Genomic DNA, 17,798 nt, shown 5'->3' on the forward strand with positions numbered 1-17,798 from the left:
ATCTCATGCTCAAGAGTTTCAAGGTCTTGTCGCTGACCGACGCGGCGGCGGACCGGATCAAGTCCATCATCGCGGATGCGGAGAAGCCGATCGCCGGCCTCAGGGTCGGCGTGAAGAACGGCGGCTGCGCCGGCATGTCCTACACGATGGAATATGCCGAAGGGCGCAACCCCGGCGAGGACATGGTGGAGGATCGCGGCGTGACGGTCTTCGTCGACCCCAAGGCGGTCCTGTTCCTCCTCGGCACCGAGATGGACTTCAAGACGACGAAGCTGTCGTCGCAGTTCGTGTTCAACAACCCGAACCAGACCTCGTCCTGCGGCTGCGGCGAATCCGTCGCGATCACGCCGGCCAATCCCGAAGTGCTGCGCGCCTCCGCCTGACGCGGGGACGGCCCTATCGGCCCGGAGCGCTCACGCGACCGCCGTGAGCGCCTCCGTCGTGACGCCGGAATCGTCCACGGTCCGGTTGCGGCCGTCGCGCTTGGCCATGAACATGCACTGGTCGGCGCGTTCGAGGAGGGACACGGCGGTGTCGCCCCGGCGCGACGTGGCGACGCCGAGCGAGATCGTCACCTTGCCGAGGGACTCGCCCGTCGTCCGCTTCACCAGCTCGCGACCCATGACACTGGCACGGACCTTCTCGGCGATCGCTACGGCGGCGGCCCGGTCGGTCTCGGGCAGGAGGATGCCGAATTCCTCGCCGCCGAAACGGGCGAGGGTGGCGCGCGCCTTGAGATGCTCGCGCATGACGATGGCCACGAGACGCAGCACCTGATCGCCCGTGAGATGGCCGTAGACGTCGTTGAAGCGCTTGAAGAAATCGACGTCGATGACGATCAGGCTGGAGGGTGACGCCTGACCCGCGGCACCGTCCACCATCTTGCGCAGGCTCTCCTCGAAATGCTTGCGGTTCGACAGGCCGGTGAGGGGATCGGTGAGGCTCTCCAGCCGGGTTGCCTCGAGGGTCTCGCGCAGGCTCTCGATCTCGCTGCGGCTCTCCCGCATGCGCGCTTCGAGGGTGCGGTTGTTGGCGGTGATCTCCCGGGTCGTCGAGACCAGAGTCATGATGATCTCGCGGACGCGGTTCTGGTCCGACACGTCGAGATCGCGCGACAGGGCCTGCAGCGACTCGCCGTATTGCGTGGTCGAGCCGAGCGAGAGGTCCATCACCTCCATGATGCCCTCGATCTCGACCAGCATGTTCGTGCTCATCCGCTCGGTCTCGGCGACGAGGCGGCGACTGTCGACATAGGTCTCGTACAGGGAATCGATGTCGGCGTCGGAGAGGCAGCCATTCTCCGCGGTCAGCCGCTTGATCGCGTCGTTCATCAGCGGCAGCACACCCGAAACGTAGGTGTACCAGACGGTGTAGGCCTGGGGCGTCGCGGAGGAACCGTAGTCACGCATCAGCACGTTGGCGCGGTCGGCCAGAGCGAACGTCCGCTCCCTGTCACCGTGGCTTCCGTGGTTCATCGTCCGGCCCGTCCCCTGATCCGGCACCGAGGACATCGAACGCCGGAAGGGTAAGCTATCGTACCGATGATGGAGATGCGGTTAAGGTGACGGGAACGGCTCGCCGGTCGGCGCGCTACTTCGCCTTCTTGATCACCGCCGGGCGCAGGAGGAAGGCCGGCACGTGCTCGCCGAGGCCGAGCGGCGTCTCGCCGTCGTCGGAATCCCCGCGCCGGGCCGAATGACGGGATTCGTCGCGGTTCCGGTCGGGAGACGCCCTGCGGGAATCCTGATTACGGGAATCCTGGCTACGAGAATCTTGGCTACGGGAATCCTGGGGCGGACGCGACGGCTCGCGCCGGCGCGGAGCCTCCCGCTGGGGCTCGGCGACTTTTTCGGGAACCACCGCCTCGGCGACCGCAGCGGCCGCTGCCGGCTCGGCACGCCGGGAGGGCTGGCGCTCACGGGACGGAGAGCGGCGTCCCTCGGGCTTGGCCGCTTCCGAACGGCCACCCTCGCCGCCGCGGGCGCGGCGCGTGGCATCTCCGCCGCGTCCGCGATGGCGCGTCCGGGTCTCCTCGCCGGCATCCGGCGAAGGCTCGGGGACGGTGCCGAGGTCGCCCTCGGCCCAGGGGATCGGCTGGCCGATCAGGCTCTCGATGGCGGTCACCGAGCGCTCGTCGGAGCGGGTCACCAGGGTGAAGGCATGTCCGGCGCGACCGGCGCGGCCGGTACGGCCGATCCGGTGCACGTAGTCCTCCGGGTGATGCGGCACGTCGAAATTGAAGACGTGGCTCACCGCCGGGATGTCGAGGCCGCGGGCGGCCACGTCGGAGGCCACCAGAAGCGGAACCTCGCCCGAGCGGAACCCGTCGAGGGCGATCGTACGCGCGCGCTGGTCCATGTCGCCGTGGAGCGCCGCCACGTTGAATCCGTGGCTCGCCAGCGATTTCTGCAGCAGCGCCACGTCGCGCTTGCGGTTGCAGAAGATGATGCCGTTGTTCAGCTCGGCCTCGCCCCGGATCAGCCGGCGCAGGAGATCGCGCTTCTCGTGGCCTTCCGAGCCGGTCGCCACCAGCTTCTGCACAATCGTCGCTGCGGTGGAGGCTGGCCGTGCCACCTCGATCCGCTGGGGATTGTGCAGGAACACCTCCGCCAGCCGTTCGATCTCCGGCGGCATGGTGGCGGAGAAGAACAGGGTCTGGCGCGTGAACGGCACCATCTTCACGATGCGCTCGATATCGGGGATGAAGCCCATGTCGAGCATGCGGTCGGCCTCGTCGATGACGAGGAGCTCGACGCCGGTGAGCAGGAGCTTGCCGCGCTCGAAATGGTCGAGCAGGCGGCCGGGGGTCGCGATCAGCACGTCGGCGCCGCGCATCAGCTTGGCGTCCTGCTCGGCGAAGGAGACGCCGCCGATGATGAGGGCCACGTTGAGCTTGTGGTTGATGCCGTAGCGGTCGAAATTCTCCACCACCTGGGCGGCGAGCTCGCGGGTCGGCTCCAGGATCAGCGTGCGCGGCATGCGGGCGCGGGCCCGGCCGTTCTCCAGCAGGGTGAGCATCGGCAGGGTGAAGGCGGCGGTCTTGCCGGTCCCGGTCTGGGCGATGCCGAGCACGTCGCGGCGCGCCAGCACGTGCGGGATGGCCTGAGCCTGGATCGGCGTCGGGTCCGTGTAGCCCGCGGCCGTGACGGCCTGGAGGACCTTGTCGCTCAATCCGAGGTCGGCAAAAGACATATGCTGATGAGAACCGTTGCGCGCAGGAACGTGTCGCGATCCGCGCGGAGAAGATCGTCGTGGGCAAGGCTTCGAGGTCGGTTCGAACACACGACCCGCCGCGCACACGCGTTGCGCGGACACTTAGAGCCTTGAGGTGTCTTGTCAATCGACCACTTGGCCGCCATCGTCGCTTATCCGGCCCGATCGGGACCGCCGCCAGGCGCGCGACCAAGACTCTAACACGGGGCCTGATGGCACATGCCCTGCTTGGTCCATGCCCTGCTTGGTCCCGGGCGGATCGGAACGGGACCAGGCCCTCTCGCCACGGAGACGCGGATCGATGTCACACAGCGCCTCGATTGCCGAACCGGCCGCGTCTGGAGGCGCCGTACCCGACGCCCATTCCGCCGTGGTGATCAAGCCCGGCTACGACGACCGCCTCACCAACGAGGATCTGGCGCCGCTGCGCAAGCAGACCTGGGGCAGCTACAATTTCTTCGCCTTCTGGATGTCGGACGTCCACAGCGTCGGCGGCTACATCACGGCGGGCAGCCTCTTCTCCCTCGGCCTCGTGAGCTGGCAGGTGCTGATCTCGCTCCTCGTCGGCATCCTCATCGTGCAGTTCTTCTGCAACCTCGTCGCCAAGCCGAGCCAGCTGACGGGCACGCCCTATCCGGTTATCTGCCGCGCCTCCTTCGGCGTGAAGGGCGCCAATATCCCCGCCATCATCCGCGGCCTCATCGCGGTGGCCTGGTACGGCATCCAGACCTACCTCGCCTCCAGCGCCTTCATGATCGTGGCTTTGCGCTTCTACCCCGAGCTGAAGCCCTATGCCGACGTGACCCAGCACGGCTTCGTCGGCCTGTCGAGCCTCGGCTGGGCCGCCTTCATGACCCTGTGGGTGATCCAGGCGCTGGTGTTCTGGCGCGGCATGGAGGCGATCCGCAAGTTCATCGACTGGGCCGGACCCGCCGTCTACGTGGTGATGATCGCGCTCGCCGTCTATCTCGTGGCCAAGGCCGGCATCTCCAATGTCGGCCTCACCCTCGGCGAGGTGAAGTACCAGGGCTGGGACGCCCTGCCGGTGATGATCAACGCGGTCGCCCTCGTCGTCTCCTACTTCTCCGGGCCGATGCTGAATTTCGGCGACTTCTCACGCTACGGAAAGTCGTTCCCGGCGGTGAAGAGCGGCAATTTCTGGGGCCTGCCGGTGAACTTCATCGGCTTCTCGCTGCTCACAGTCATCACCACGTCGTCGACCCTGCCGGTCTTCGGCCACCTCATCATCGATCCGGTGGAGACGGTGAGCAAAATCGACAACACCTACGCCGTGGTGCTCGGCGCCTTCACCTTCATGACGGCGACGATCGGCATCAACATCGTGGCGAACTTCGTCTCGCCGGCCTTCGACTTCTCGAACGTGGCGCCGCAGCACATCAGCTGGCGCATGGGCGGGATGATCGCGGCCGTCGGCTCGATCTTCATCACCCCGTGGAACCTCTACAACAACCCGGCGGTGATCCACTACACGCTCGACATCCTCGGCGCGTTCATCGGCCCGCTCTTCGGCATCCTGATCGCCGACTTCTTCGTGGTGCGAAAGCAGCACGTGGTGGTGGACGACCTCTACACGATGAGCCCCACCGGTACCTACTGGTACGATGGCGGCTACAACCGCGCCGCCGTGATGAGCGTCATCCCCTCCGCCCTGGTGCCGGCCCTCTGCGCCGTTATTCCGGCCCTCGGGAGCCTCGCGAATTTCAGCTGGTTCATCGGCGTGGCCCTGGGCTTCTCGATCTATCTCGTCCTGATGCGTAAGAACCCGGTCACGGCCACGGCCTGACCGGAGATCGATCCCCGTTGCGCATCCTGCTGATCAATCCGAACACGACCTCGTCCGTCACCGATCTCGTCGCCTCGCACGTGCGCCGCGTGGCGGGCGACGCCGCGGAGTTCGTCCCCGTCACCGGGCGTTTCGGCGCCCGCTACATCGCCAGCCGGGCCGCGTCTGCGATCGCGGCGCATGCGGCCCTCGACGTCCTGGCGGAGCATGCGGAGGGCTGCGACGCGGTCTATCTCGCCTGTTTCGGCGATCCGGGCCTCGGGGCTCTGCGCGAGATCTCGCCCCTGCCCGTGGTGGGAATGGCGGAAGCCTCGTGCCTCGCCGCCACGGCGCGGGGAGGGCGCTTCGCCATCGTCACCGGGGGGGCCCTGTGGGGGCCGATGCTGGAGGAGTTCGTGGCCGGGCTCGGCCTCTCCGACAGGCTCGCCGCCATCCGCACCATCGCCCCCACCGGAGACCGCATCGCGCGCGACCCCGACGCGGCCCTGGCCGATCTCGCCGCCGCCTGCACCACCTGTGCGGAGAAGGACGGGGCCGACGTGGTGATCCTCGGCGGCGCGGCTCTGGCCGGCCTCGCCGAGCGGATCCAGCCGCAGGTGCCCGTCCCCGTCCTGTGCTCGGTGGAAGTGGGCACCCGCGCGGTCCTCGCCGCCGCGATCTGCGGATTGCCGCCGGGCCAGCCGGCGCCCTCGCTCGCGAGCATCGGCCTGTCGCCGGCCCTGACGGAGCGCCTGGCGCAGGAGTGACGGGCACGCCGGCCGATCCCGGCCCGCGTGACGAACGGCACTTGCAAACCGACTCCCGATCGGCTTACTTTGCGATACAAAGTCGATCCGGGAGCGTCGGATGTCCGATCTCGACAAGGCCCTCGCCGATATCGTGGCGATCAGAACGCAGCTCGCCCGCGGCAATGCCTTCTGCGGGTTCGGGCCGTCGGCCCTCGCCGCGACGGGACTCCTCGCCCTCGGCACCGCCCTCGCGCAGCACGTCTGGCTCGACGACCCGACGGGGCAGCCGCTGGCGTTCCTCGGCGGCTGGATTGCCGCCGCCGTCGTCTCGGCGATCCTCATCGGCGCCGAGATGTGGGCTCGTACCAGACGAGAGCATGCGGGCCTCGCCGACACGATGCTCATGAACGCGGTGGAGCAGTTTTTGCCGGCGGGGGCGGCGGGGGCGCTCCTCGCCCTGGTGCTGGTGCGGGTCTCGCCGGAGAATCTCTGGATGCTGCCCGGCCTGTGGCAGGTGCTGGTGAGCCTCGGCCTCTTCGCCTCGGTGCGCTCGCTGCCGAAGGGCGTGGCGCTGCCCGGCGCCTGGTACATGGTGGCCGGCCTCGCCGTCCTGATGCTGGGAAGCGCCGACCATGCCCTCTCGCCCTGGACCATGGGCCTGCCCTTCGCCGTCGGCCAGCTCATGATGGCGGCCATCCTCTACCGGGCCAAGGAGGAGAGCGATGTCTGAGGCGCCCTTCGCTTATGACGGTCTCGACCGGGTGATCCACGAGAAGGCCCGCCTCGGACTCCTCACCTCACTGATGACGGCGCCCAAGGGCCTCGCCTTCGGCGACCTGAAGCAGCTCTGCGGCCTCACCGACGGCAATCTCAGCCGCCACCTCCAGGTGCTGCAGGAGGCCGGCCTGGTGGAGATCCGCAAGGGTCAGGTCTCCGGCAATGGCCTCGGCGGCGCCCGCCCGCTGACCACCTGCCACCTGACGCCGGCCGGGCGCCAGCGCTTCCTCGATTACCTCGCGGTCCTCGAACAGGTGGTGCGGGACGCAGCCTCGGCCGCCGCGAGCGCCGACACCGCCATTCCTCCCCTCGTCGCCCGTCCGGCCTGACACCCGGATTCCGTCTTTTTTTGCCAAGGAACTTTGTCATGCAAAGTGAACGTATGTCCGGACACCATGTCGGGATCATCATGGACGGCAACGGGCGCTGGGCGACGGCGCGCGGCCTGCCTCGGGCTCTCGGCCACAAGGCGGGGGTGGAGGCGATCCGCCGGGTGGTGGAGGCGGCGCCTCCGCAGGGGGTCGGCACCCTCACCCTCTATGCCTTCTCCTGCGACAACTGGAAGAGGCCGGAGGCGGAGATCGCGGCCCTGATGGGGCTGCTCCGGCTCTATCTCCGCACCGAGATCGCCCGCTTGGTGGAGAACGGCGTGCGGCTCAGCGTGATCGGCCGGCGCGACCGCCTGCCCGAGGGCCTCGCCGCCGCCATCGGCCGGGCGGAGGCCGCGACGCAGGGAGGACACGCGCTGCATCTGCGGATCGCCATCGACTACTCCGCCCGCGACGCCATCCTCGCCGCCGTGATGGCCAGCGGGCCGGGCATGACCCGCGAGGCCTTCTCGGCCCTGGTCACGGGCGATGCATCGGTCCCCGACGTCGATCTCGTGATCCGCACCAGCGGCGAGCAGCGCCTCTCGGACTTCCTGCTCTGGGAAAGCGCCTATGCCGAGCTGCATTTCACCCAGCGCCACTGGCCGGATTTCGACGCCGCCGACCTCGCCGAGGCGCTCATCGCCTTCCAAGGCCGCGACCGCCGCTTCGGCGGCCTCTCCGCCCCCTCCGTCGCCGCCTGAAACCCCCCTCACACGGGAGGAAAAGCCATGCGCATCGTCCTCGTCAACGTGCCCCACCCGGCCATCGGCAGCCGGATTCCCGACGACCACCTGCCGCCGCTCGGCCTTCTGGCGGTGGGCGGTCCGCTCATCGACGACCGGCACGCGGTGCGCCTCGTCGACGGCGAGTTCGGCCCGATGCAGCCCGGCGCCCTCGTCGCGCAGGTCATGGCCTTCCATCCCGATGCCGTCCTGTTCGGCCATTCCGGTTCGACCTCGGGACATCCGGTCATCGCCGACATCGCCTCGCGCCTGGCGAGGGCACGGCCGGATCTCGCCATCGTCTATGGCGGCGTGTTCCCGACCTATCACTGGCGGGAGATCCTGAAGGACGAGCCCTACGTCACCGCCATCGTCCGCGGGGAGGGCGAGGAGACCGCGCGGCGCCTCATGGCGGCCCTCGCAGCCGGGACGCCCTTTGCCTCCGTGCCGGGCATCGCCTTTCGCGGCGGCGACGGCCCCCATGCCACGCAGCCCGCGCCGGTGATCCGCGATCTCGACGCCTACCGGGTCGGCTGGGAGCTGATCGACCACGCCCGCTACAGCTACTGGGGCGGGTTGCGGGCGGTGGTCGTGCAATTCTCGCGCGGCTGTCCGCATCTCTGCAATTATTGCGGCCAGCGCGGCTTCTGGACCCGCTGGCGCCACCGCGATCCCGTAACGTTCGCGCGGGAACTCGCCCGGCTCCACCGCGAGCACGGGGTGCAGGTCATCAACTTCGCCGACGAGAATCCCACCGTCTCGAAGAAGGCGTGGCGGGTCTTCCTCGAAACGCTGATCGCCGAGAAGGTCGACCTCATCCTCGTCGGCTCGACCCGCGCCGACGACATCGTGCGCGATGCCGATATCCTGCCGCTCTACAAGCAGGCCGGCTGGGCACGCTTCCTCCTCGGGTTGGAGAGTACCGACGAGGCGACCCTGGCGAAGATCCGCAAGGGAGGAGCCACCACCACAGACCGGGAGGCGATCCGGCTGCTGCGCGAGCACGGCATCCTGTCCATGGCGACCTGGGTGGTCGGGTTCGAGGAGGAGACGGACCGGGATTACTGGCGCGGCCTGCGCCAGCTCCTGTCCTACGATCCCGACCAGATCCAGATGCTCTACGTGACGCCCCACCGTTGGACGCCGTATTTCGGCCTCGCGGCAGGGCGTCGGGTGATCCAGACCGACCGACGGCGCTGGGACTACAAGCATCAGGTTTTGGCGACCCGGCACATGGCGCCGTGGCGGGTGCTGCTGTGGTTCAAGCTGATCGAGGTGGCGGTCCAGGCGCGCCCGCGCGCGCTCGCGCGGGTGCTCTTCCATCGCGATGCCGGACTGCGCCATGCCATGCGCTGGTACACGCGGATGGGACGCCGGGTCTGGCCCTACGAGATCGCGAATTTCCTGCGCGATCCCCTGGTCGGGAACGGGCCGACCGTCGCGGAATTCTGGGGTGCGCCCCAGGACGACGAGGAAGAATCGATGTCGGCGACGCGCGCGGAGCGGCGCGTCGGGACAGCTTTACCCCGCGCGGATGCGGCTTAGCGCAGGGCCTCAGACGAACACGAGGAACATGCCGCAGCTCGCGACGAAGCCCGCGAGCGACATCGCCGAGAGGGTGAGAAACCGAGAGGGTGCCGGCCGGGCATCGTCCTGCCCGTCGTCGATCAGGGAAAAGGCATGGCCCGCGGCCTTAGACGCGCGGATCAGATCGTCGTGACGCACCATGCTCAGAGCTGCGGACGGTGCCATGTCGATCTCCCAATCGAACCGAATTTAGTGCGAAAACGCACAGGACTACGATCGGGTTCCGGAGCGTCGTCGTCATCCGCCCGCCATGTCCGGGCCCTAGGCTGCTTCGATCGATTCCAAGGAAGAACTTGACCATGACCGAGCCGCTGCGCACCCGCTCGCAGGCCGCGGAAGACGGCGAGGATGCCGGCTCCAACCCGAGCCGCAACGCCACGTTCGGCGACGTGGTCGCCGCCCGGTTCGACCGGCGCGACCTGCTGCGCGGCTTGCTCGGCGTCGGCGCCATCGCGGCGGTGGTGACGCCCCGCGCGCTCGCCGCCGGCCCGGCCGCGGCGGCGCAGGGACAGGCGGCACCGTTCCCGTTCAGGGAGATCGAAGCGGGGTCGGACGCGCACCATCACGTGGCGGAGGGGCACGATGCCGACATCCTGATCCGCTGGGGCGATCCGGTCCTGCCCGGCGCCCCCGCCTTCGATCCGCTGAACCAGAGCGCTGCGGCGCAGGCCCGGCAATTCGGCTACAACAACGACTTCGTCGGCTATTTCCCGATGCCCGGCGCCGCCGACCCGGCCGGGCACGGCCTGCTCGTGGTCAACCACGAATACACCAACGAGGAGCTGATGTTCCCCGGCCTCGGCCGCCAGGACATCAAGACCGTCGCCTTCAAGGGCATGAACCGCGACCTCGTCGAGATCGAGATGGCCGCCCATGGCGGCTCGGTGATCGAGGTGAAGCGTAACGACGGCAAATGGGCCGTGGTGCCGGAGTCCCGCTACGCCCGCCGCATCACCGCCGAGACGCCGATGGCGCTTTCCGGCCCGGCGGCGGGCTCCGCGCGGCTGCAGACCGGCGCCGATCCGACCGGCCGTGCGGTGAAGGGCATGATCAACAATTGCGCAGGCGGAACAACGCCCTGGGGGACGTGGCTCACCTGCGAGGAGAACATCAACTACTACTTCTCCGGCGCTCTGGCCGAGGGGTCGGCCGAGGCGGCCAACCACAAGCGCCTCGGCCTGCCCGGCAACGCCTATGCCTGGGGCCGCTTCCACGAGCGGTTCGACCTCTCCAAGGAGCCGAACGAGCCCAACCGCTTCGGCTGGGTGGTGGAGATCGACCCGTTCGATCCGGCCTCCGTCCCGACGAAGCGCACCGCCATGGGCCGGTTCAAGCACGAGGGTGCGGCCGGCATCGTCTCGAAAGGCGGGGCCTACGTCGTCTACCAGGGCGACGACGAGCGTTTCGACTACGTCTACAAATTCGTGACGGAGGCGGCCGTGAACCTCTCCGACCGGGCCGCCAACCGCGACATCCTCGATTCCGGGACGCTCCACGTCGCCCGTTTCGATGCGGACGGGCGCGGCGCCTGGATGCCGCTGGTCTTCGGCCAGGGAAAGCTGACCCCCGAACACGGGTTCGCGTCCCAGGCTGACGTGCTGGTCGAGGCAAGGCGCGCCGGCGACCTCCTCGGCGCCACCAAGATGGACCGTCCCGAGGATGTCGAGGCCAACCCGAAGACCGACAAGGTCTACGTGATGCTCACCAACAACGTGAAGCGCAAGGCCGAGGACGTGAACGCCGCCAATCCGCGGCCCGATAACCGCTTCGGCCACATCGTCGAACTCACCCCGGACGGGGGCGACCACGCGGCCCCGGGCTTCGCCTGGGAAATCCTCGTCAAATGCGGCGATCCCGCCATCGCCTCCGTGGGCGCCACCTTCTCCTCGGCGACGACGAAGGACGGCTGGTTCGGCATGCCGGACAATTGCTCGGTGGACGGGCAGGGCCGGCTCTGGGTCGCCACCGACGGGAATTCGCCGTCGAAGACCGGGCGCAACGACGGCATCTGGGCGATGGAGACGGACGGGCAGGGGCGGGGCACGGGCAAGCACTTCTTCAGGGTGCCGAACGGCGCCGAGATGTGCGGCCCCTACTTCACCCCCGACGACACCACCTTCTTCGTCGCCGTTCAGCATCCCGGCGAGGCCGACGAGGAGGATCCCAAGGCCGTGCCCGCCACGTTCGAGGCGCCCTCCACCCGCTGGCCGGATTTCAAGGACGGGATGCCGCCTCGCCCGGCCATCGTCGCGATCACCAAACGCGGGGGCGGCCGGGTCGGAAGCTGAGGTCGGCCACGCTTATCCGGACGCTTCGCGGCTCTTGCCCCTGGTCCCCGGATCACCCTCCGCTGCCGCTACGAGCGGCCGGGGAAGGGGCGGTGAATGACAATCGGGACGAGCCGGCGCCGATGAACAGGCTCAAGCCTGCCACGTCTCCCCTTTCCCGGACGCCTGCAGCGAAGCGGAAGGCGATCCAGGAGCCAGCGCAGGGAGGGCCGCGCCAGCGGCTCATGCCGAGCGAGTGGAGGCATGGTTCGCGGCGTCCTTCGCTGGCCCCAAGGTGAGCGGACCATGGTCTTGGCGGCGGCACCTCCGGTACCCCGACGACACAGCGTTAACGGAATCGGCGCAAGCTGTGCAGGAACACGGGGAGAGCGCCCGCCGGCAACGGCGCCGTCGCTTCACGTTTCCGTTTCGTTCCTGTATGGTTGGCCCATGACTCAGCGCGAGACCTCACGCCAGGCCGTTCCGGCCCCCGCCGGCGGCCGGCCGAGCGACCTGTTCGCGGGCGGTCAGGCGCCCGTGCGCGGCGCGAAGGCCTCCTCCGCCGCGCGCGCTCCCCTCGACAAGGCTTCGGTCGACAAGGCTCCGATCGATACGGCCGAAGCCGGCTACGACGCGTCGTCGATCGAGGTGCTGGAAGGCCTCGAGCCGGTCCGGCGCCGGCCGGGCATGTATATCGGCGGCACCGACGAGCGCGCCCTGCACCACCTCTTCGCCGAGGTGGTCGACAATTCCATGGACGAGGCCGTGGCCGGCCATGCCAGCTACATCGAGGTGGAGCTCGAGGCGACGGGCCACCTCGTCATCACCGACAATGGCCGCGGCATCCCGGTTGACCCGCACCCGAAATTCCCGGGCAAATCCGCCCTCGAAGTCATCATGACCACCCTGCATGCGGGCGGGAAGTTCGACTCGAAGGTCTACGAGACCTCCGGCGGCCTGCACGGCGTCGGCATCTCGGTGGTCAACGCCCTCTCGGACCACCTCGAAGTCGAGGTCGCCCGCAGCCAGGTCCTCTATCGCCAGATCTTCTCGCGCGGCCATGCGCAGGGACCCCTGGTGGAGGTCGGCCGGGTGCAGAACCGGCGCGGCACGCGGGTGCGCTTCCATCCCGATGCCGAGATCTTCGGGGCGCTGAAATTCGACCCGCGCCGTCTGTTCAAGATGGCGCGCTCCAAAGCCTACCTGTTCGGCGGCGTCGAGATCCGCTGGCGCTGCGCGCCGTCGCTGCTGGAGGGGCTGGAGGACGTGCCGGCCGAGACCGTGCACCGTTTCCCCGGCGGCCTGCGCGACTATCTCGCCCGCGATCTCGACGGCAAGGAGCTCGTCACCGACGCGGTCTTCTCGGGCAAGGTGACGAAGCCCGGCGGCCACGGCTCCCTCGAATGGGCCGTCGCCTGGATGGTGGTGGAGGACGGGGTCTCGCACTCCTACTGCAACACCATTCCCACCGCCGAGGGCGGCACCCACGAGAGCGGCCTGCGCGTCGCCCTGCTGCGGGCCCTGCGCGAGCATGCCGAGCGCGTCGGCCAGGCCAAGCGCATGACCTCCGTCACCACCGACGACGTGATGGCGACCTGCGCCTCGATGCTCTCGGTCTTCATCCGCGAGCCGGAATTCCAGGGCCAGACCAAGGACAAGCTCGCCACGGTGGAAGCCTCGCGCATCGTCGAGACGGCGATCCGCGACGCCTTCGACCATTGGCTCGCCGCCTCCCCGGCCCAGGCCAACAAGCTCCTCGACTGGGTGATCGACCGGGCCGAGGAACGCCTGCGCCGACGCCAGGAGAAGGAAGTCGCGCGCAAATCCGCGACCCGCAAGCTGCGGCTGCCGGGCAAGCTCGCAGACTGCTCCAAGGCCGGCACGGCGGGCTCGGAAATCTTCATCGTCGAGGGCGATTCCGCTGGCGGCTCGGCCAAACAGGCGCGCGACCGCGCCAGTCAGGCGATCCTGCCGTTGCGCGGCAAGATCCTCAACGTGGCCTCGGCCAGCCGGGACAAGATGGGCGCCAACCAGCTCATCTCAGACCTGACCCAGGCGCTCGGCTGCGGCACGGGCAACGGCTACAAGGGCGAGGACCTCCGCTACGAGAAGGTCATCATCATGACCGACGCGGACGTGGACGGCGCCCATATCGCCTCGCTGCTGATCACCTTCTTCTACCGGCAGATGCCCAAGCTCATCGACAAGGGCCATCTCTACCTGGCGATTCCGCCGCTCTACCGCCTCCAGCACGGCGCGAAGACGGCCTATGCCCGCGACGATGCCGACAAGGAGCGGATCATCAAGTCGGTCTTCAAGGGCGCCAAGGTCGAGATCAGCCGGTTCAAGGGGCTTGGCGAGATGATGCCGGCGCAGCTGAAGGAGACCACGATGGACCCCAAGAAGCGCACGCTCCTGCGCGTGGCGATCCTCGACGAGGCACGGGATTCCACCGGTGACGCCGTGGAGCGCCTGATGGGCAACAAGCCCGAGGCCCGCTTCGCTTTCATCTCCGAGCGCGCGGCCTTCGCCGACGAAGCGGTTCTCGACATCTGAGGGCGTGCGAAAGGGAGCTGCCCTGTCCGGAACCGGCTCCGTCCTCGCAAAAGTGGATCACCGTCGGAACCCGATCCGGCCGGCGCGGAAAATCCCGCAGCGTGCGTGGCACGGCGATCCGCGAAAGGCGGTCACAGACGCGAAAAGCCCGGCCTCGCGGCCGGGCTTTTCGTTTTGGACGATCCCGATGCCGCGCGATCCTCAAGGGACCGCGCGGCGATCAATGGACGATCCTAGTAGGTGCCGAACTTGTAGTTCAGGCCGGCGCGGACGACGGCGAACTCGTCGTCGCGGCGACCGGTGCTGACCGAGCGAACGACGTCGCCGGTCGCCGTGTTGACGACCAGAGCGCCCGTGCTGCGGTTGCCGCGATCCAGGTTCACGTACAGGCCTTCGACCTTCAGCGTCACAGCCGACGACTTGAAGAAGTTGAAGAACGAGTCGGTCGGGAGAGCGTATTCGATACCACCGCCGACGGCGTAGCCGGTGCGGAAGTCGTCGTTGCCGCGGAAGCCGCCGAAATCACGCTCGGCGCTGCCGGCGCCATAGGCGAAACCACCGGTGCCGTACACGAGGGTGCGGTCGAAGGCGTAGCCGAGACGGCCGCGGACGGTGCCGAAGTAGTCGAGGCTGGAGAGGCCGCGCGGATCGTTGATGACGAGGCCCGGAGCGGCGAGGATGCCCGAGTCACGACGCTTGGCGCCGAAATCGAGGTACTGCGCATCGGCTTCGACACCGACCACGACGCCCGAACCCGGGGTGAACTGGTAGTTGTAGCCGATCTGCGCGCCGCCGGTGAAGCCGTTCTGGTCGTTCTTGCTGAACGTGGCGGTCTGGGCGACGCCGGAATTCGTGAAGGCGCCGGGAACGACGAAGGAGCGGGTACCCTCGCTGCCGGTGTTGAAGGCGTAACCGGCGTTGATACCGAAGTAAGCGCCCGTCCACGTGAAGACCGGCACCGGAACGAAGACCGGCGGGGCAGCGCGACGGGGAAGGTCGGCGGCCGAAGCGACGGCGGTCATGCCGGCGAGAACGGTCGTGGCGAGAAGCAGTCTTTTCATTGTGTCTCTGGTCCTGATGGGCATTGAGCCAAGGGCGCTTGTAGTCCGGGTCGGGCTTGGGGTCTGTCGCATTCCTGCAACAACAACCTCCGAATACGAGGCTAGCCGTCAATGAAGGGTAAAGGTTAGGCGCAGATGAGGATCGAGAGACCAGTGACGTGCTCTGGCGCACCTCAGACCCTTTTCAGACACAATTGCGTGACGGTGCCATTCTGTCGCTGGGATATCGGCCCTCCACTTGAGACAACCATTTGTTAAGCGGAACAATTCTGCAGATCGTCGAGTTGATCCGGATTTTTATCACGCGACACATTGCGAGAGTTGCCCTGCCATGAAAGCTGGGCGAGCCCGATGCGGGAAAGGAAGCACGGCGAGCGGCCATTCGGCAGCACTTCTCCTCATGCCGCTAAGCCGGGATTAACCCTGATCGGCGATCCTGCGCTCGGACGGGCGGAGACGGCATCGGGCCGACACGGCACCCTGCGGACGCTCCGTCGAGGGTCGAGCTCGTCATGATCAGGTCGTTCGTTCCCGCCGAACCGGGATATGCCGAAAAGAACCGCGAAGAGAGCCTCGACGAGGACCGTGTCGCCGCGCCGACCTTGCTGCCCTGGGCGATCAAGGTGTCCCTGATCCTGACGGCGATCGGAGTCGGGACGAGCTTCTACCTCGCACAGAACCTGCCCGGAGCGATGACGGCGAAGCGGGATGCGCAGATGGCGGCCGCAGCCGGCGACCCGATGACGACGGGCTCCATACCGGGCGACCGCCGACAGAATGGTGAAGCCGGGCGCCGTTCTTCCGGCGGAACCATGGATTTCAGGCTGCGCTGATCGCTGCGAAGGGGCTCGCCCGAGCGGCGACGCCTCTCCCTCACCGCCGGGATCGATCCGACGGCGAGGAAGCCGGTCGCGTCAGCCGGCGGCGACCCAGACCTCGCCCTTGCCGAGGGTGGCGAGGTCGCCCGAATAGCGCTTGAGTGCCCCGGCGGCGAGATCGGCATGGGCCGGGCTCAGAGCGCGAAGCGAGCGGGCCAGCAGCCGCAGGAACACGAGGTCGTGCGTTCCCGTCTCGACGAAGCTCGGGCTCAGGGCACCGTGCCCACCGGCGAGGATCGTGCCGCGGCGCATGCCGTAGCCGGGGTGGTCACCCACGGAGAGGGCCGCGATGGTGCCCGCGATCATCCGCGATCCGGCATGGGCACCGGCGGCGCCGACCAGGATCGTCCCGCGCCGCATGCGGTCGCCGAGGTAGTCGCCGGCCGATCCGCGGATCACCAGCGTGGCGCCGTCGAGCCCGGCCTTGGCGGCGTAGACCGCGCCGCCGGCATGATCCCCGGCATCGCCCTCGATCGTGATCGTCCCGCCGGTGGCGCCCGAACCGGCATAGGGACCGGCCGATCCCGTCACCGTGACGGAGCCCGACGCCATGCCGGCACCGAGGCGCTGGCCGACATCGCCGACCACGCGGATGGCGCCGCCGCCGAGCGAGGCGCCGACGCGGTCGAGCCGGGACGAGCCGCCCTCGATGGTCAGGGTGTCGGAGCCGTCGAGGGACACCGTAAAGCAATCGCCGAGGGTCAACCCGCGCCGGCTGGTGCCGACCGGAAGTCTGGCCGCCTCGGCCTCGGACAGCCCTTTCAGCGAAAGCGGCGTGACGTGGAGGAGATCGAGCCGCTCCGGCGGCTCCTGGCGCAGGGTGAGGGTGCTCATGCCGCTCCAGCCTCGCTCGCCGGCTCCTTCGAGAGCAGGTCCTTCAGGTGATAATGGTGGCGGCCGAGATTGCCGCCGTAATTGCCCGCCGTCACCGCCACGAGCCCGTGCGCGGCGCCGGCCGCCGTCGAGGCGTGCAGAGCCGCCCGCATGGATTCGGCCACACCGGCCGAGGTCAGGGCGTCGATCACGATCTCCAGCACCACGCCGACCTCGGCCGAGAGCTCGGAGCCGGCCCGGCCCTTCAGGGTCGGGCAATAGGCGTCGTTGGTCGAGGCCATCATGCCCTTGGTGCGCGCGCCCACCTTCGAGCCGGAACGGACGATGCCGCCGGGGAAGGGCAGGATCGCGCCCGACACGGTGCGGGCCGCGTCCACGGCGATCTCGGCGACCTTCAGGGTCTCGGCATGGTTGCGGCCGAGGAACAGCAGGTTGCCGCCGCCCACCGCGCCGTCCACCGCGCGGACGAAATCCTCGCAGAGGAACTCGCCGTCCATCACCGGGATGCGCCAGTAGCGACGCGCCTTGCCGGTGACCGGGTCGGTCAGCCGCTTGGCCACCGCGAAGCCGTCGCCGAAATAGCGGATGGCGCCGCCGAGCTTTATTTTCGTGGGGCCCTCCACACCGGCGTAGCACGCCGTGCCCGGGCAGGTGAGGATGCACTGGCCGACGCGCTTCAGGAGCTGGTCCTTGAGGCCGTTCGGCTCGAAACCGAACAGCAGCACGCGCACGCCGGGGCGGCCGTCCGGCGTCTCCTCGGGGGACAATTCGCAATCGATCCCGGCCTCGGCGCCGCAGCCGATCACCGAGGTGGCGAAGCCGGTCATGGTGACGGCCGCGATCATCGCCCATTTGGCGGTGTCGTTGGTGATGATGATCGCCGTGCCGGCGACGTCGAACGCCTCGGCGAAGGTGTCGATCACCGGGATGCCGTTGAGGGTGAGGTCAGCCATGGTCAGTCACCCGTCCTCACGCGACGCGTCGTCATCGAGCCCGACAT

The 17,798-nt window shown here is 68.5% G+C and carries 16 protein-coding genes; 10 read left to right on the plus strand and 6 right to left on the minus strand.

Annotation, left to right across the window (positions count from 1 at the left end):
* Positions 1–5: 5 nt before the first annotated feature.
* A complete protein-coding gene (locus ACFQ4G_RS09895; protein ID WP_238202258.1) occupies positions 6–383 on the plus strand; it encodes a HesB/IscA family protein in 378 nt (125 codons plus the stop codon).
* Positions 384–413: 30 nt separating this feature from the next.
* Here ACFQ4G_RS09895 and ACFQ4G_RS09900 read toward each other — a convergent pair whose 3' ends face one another.
* Positions 414–1,475 (minus strand): GGDEF domain-containing protein, encoded by a 1,062-nt coding sequence (locus ACFQ4G_RS09900; RefSeq protein ID WP_238202259.1) that lies wholly within the window; start codon positions 1,473–1,475, stop codon positions 414–416.
* A gap of 115 nt (positions 1,476–1,590) precedes the next feature.
* The gene (locus ACFQ4G_RS09905) at positions 1,591–3,192 is read right to left on the minus strand and encodes a DEAD/DEAH box helicase (RefSeq protein WP_238202261.1); all 1,602 of its coding nucleotides are present in this window, start codon (positions 3,190–3,192) and stop codon (positions 1,591–1,593) included.
* 322 nt (positions 3,193–3,514) lie between these two features.
* Here ACFQ4G_RS09905 and ACFQ4G_RS09910 point away from each other — a divergent pair, with 322 nt between their 5' ends.
* The 6 genes from ACFQ4G_RS09910 to bchE all read left to right on the plus strand — a co-directional run bounded on the left by ACFQ4G_RS09910 (position 3,515) and on the right by bchE (position 9,160).
* Positions 3,515–5,017, plus strand: coding sequence for an NCS1 family nucleobase:cation symporter-1 (locus ACFQ4G_RS09910; protein WP_238202263.1), 1,503 nt, complete (start codon positions 3,515–3,517; stop codon positions 5,015–5,017).
* 17 nt (positions 5,018–5,034) lie between these two features.
* The gene (locus ACFQ4G_RS09915; RefSeq protein WP_238202265.1) at positions 5,035–5,763 is read left to right on the plus strand and encodes an aspartate/glutamate racemase family protein; all 729 of its coding nucleotides are present in this window, start codon (positions 5,035–5,037) and stop codon (positions 5,761–5,763) included.
* 100 nt (positions 5,764–5,863) lie between these two features.
* On the plus strand, positions 5,864–6,475 hold the full coding sequence (locus ACFQ4G_RS09920) for a hypothetical protein (protein ID WP_238202267.1): 612 nt from the start codon (positions 5,864–5,866) through the stop codon (positions 6,473–6,475).
* Entirely contained in the window at positions 6,468–6,851 is a 384-nt protein-coding gene (locus ACFQ4G_RS09925) for a transcriptional regulator (RefSeq protein WP_238202269.1), read from the plus strand. Before ACFQ4G_RS09920 ends, ACFQ4G_RS09925 begins: the two co-directional genes overlap by 8 nt.
* A 38-nt stretch (positions 6,852–6,889) precedes the next feature.
* Positions 6,890–7,594 carry a di-trans,poly-cis-decaprenylcistransferase gene (locus ACFQ4G_RS09930; RefSeq protein ID WP_238202272.1) on the plus strand — a complete coding sequence of 235 codons (705 nt, stop codon included), beginning with the start codon at positions 6,890–6,892 and terminating at the stop codon, positions 7,592–7,594.
* Positions 7,595–7,621: 27 nt separating this feature from the next.
* Positions 7,622–9,160, plus strand: coding sequence for a magnesium-protoporphyrin IX monomethyl ester anaerobic oxidative cyclase (gene bchE, locus ACFQ4G_RS09935; protein WP_238202274.1), 1,539 nt, complete (start codon positions 7,622–7,624; stop codon positions 9,158–9,160).
* A 9-nt stretch (positions 9,161–9,169) separates the two neighbouring features.
* Here bchE and ACFQ4G_RS09940 read toward each other — a convergent pair whose 3' ends face one another.
* On the minus strand, positions 9,170–9,367 hold the full coding sequence (locus tag ACFQ4G_RS09940) for a hypothetical protein (protein WP_238202276.1): 198 nt from the start codon (positions 9,365–9,367) through the stop codon (positions 9,170–9,172).
* Positions 9,368–9,501: 134 nt separating this feature from the next.
* Between ACFQ4G_RS09940 and ACFQ4G_RS09945 the strand changes: the two genes are divergently transcribed.
* Positions 9,502–11,490 (plus strand): PhoX family protein, encoded by a 1,989-nt coding sequence (locus tag ACFQ4G_RS09945; protein ID WP_238202278.1) that lies wholly within the window; start codon positions 9,502–9,504, stop codon positions 11,488–11,490.
* Positions 11,491–11,919: 429 nt separating this feature from the next.
* A complete protein-coding gene (parE, locus tag ACFQ4G_RS09950) occupies positions 11,920–14,025 on the plus strand; it encodes a DNA topoisomerase IV subunit B (RefSeq protein WP_238202280.1) in 2,106 nt (701 codons plus the stop codon).
* A gap of 233 nt (positions 14,026–14,258) precedes the next feature.
* Here parE and ACFQ4G_RS09955 read toward each other — a convergent pair whose 3' ends face one another.
* Positions 14,259–15,086, minus strand: a complete 828-nt coding sequence (locus ACFQ4G_RS09955; RefSeq protein ID WP_238202282.1) for an outer membrane protein — start codon at positions 15,084–15,086, stop codon at positions 14,259–14,261.
* Positions 15,087–15,598: 512 nt separating this feature from the next.
* Here ACFQ4G_RS09955 and ACFQ4G_RS09960 point away from each other — a divergent pair.
* Positions 15,599–15,919: a hypothetical protein gene (locus ACFQ4G_RS09960; RefSeq protein ID WP_238202283.1), complete on the plus strand. Its 321-nt coding sequence runs from the start codon at positions 15,599–15,601 to the stop codon at positions 15,917–15,919.
* Between the two features lie 81 nt (positions 15,920–16,000).
* Here ACFQ4G_RS09960 and ACFQ4G_RS09965 read toward each other — a convergent pair whose 3' ends face one another.
* Together ACFQ4G_RS09965 and fhcD are read right to left on the minus strand one after the other, a co-directional pair.
* The gene (locus ACFQ4G_RS09965; protein WP_238202285.1) at positions 16,001–16,798 is read right to left on the minus strand and encodes a formylmethanofuran dehydrogenase subunit C; all 798 of its coding nucleotides are present in this window, start codon (positions 16,796–16,798) and stop codon (positions 16,001–16,003) included.
* The gene (fhcD, locus tag ACFQ4G_RS09970; RefSeq protein WP_238202294.1) at positions 16,795–17,751 is read right to left on the minus strand and encodes a formylmethanofuran--tetrahydromethanopterin N-formyltransferase; all 957 of its coding nucleotides are present in this window, start codon (positions 17,749–17,751) and stop codon (positions 16,795–16,797) included. The genes ACFQ4G_RS09965 and fhcD overlap by 4 nt, the downstream gene beginning before the upstream one ends.
* Positions 17,752–17,798: the final 47 nt, after the last annotated feature.

The sequence above is a fragment of the Methylobacterium marchantiae genome (assembly GCF_042679825.1).
In the GTDB taxonomy this organism is placed as follows: Bacteria; Pseudomonadota; Alphaproteobacteria; order Rhizobiales; family Beijerinckiaceae; genus Methylobacterium; species Methylobacterium marchantiae.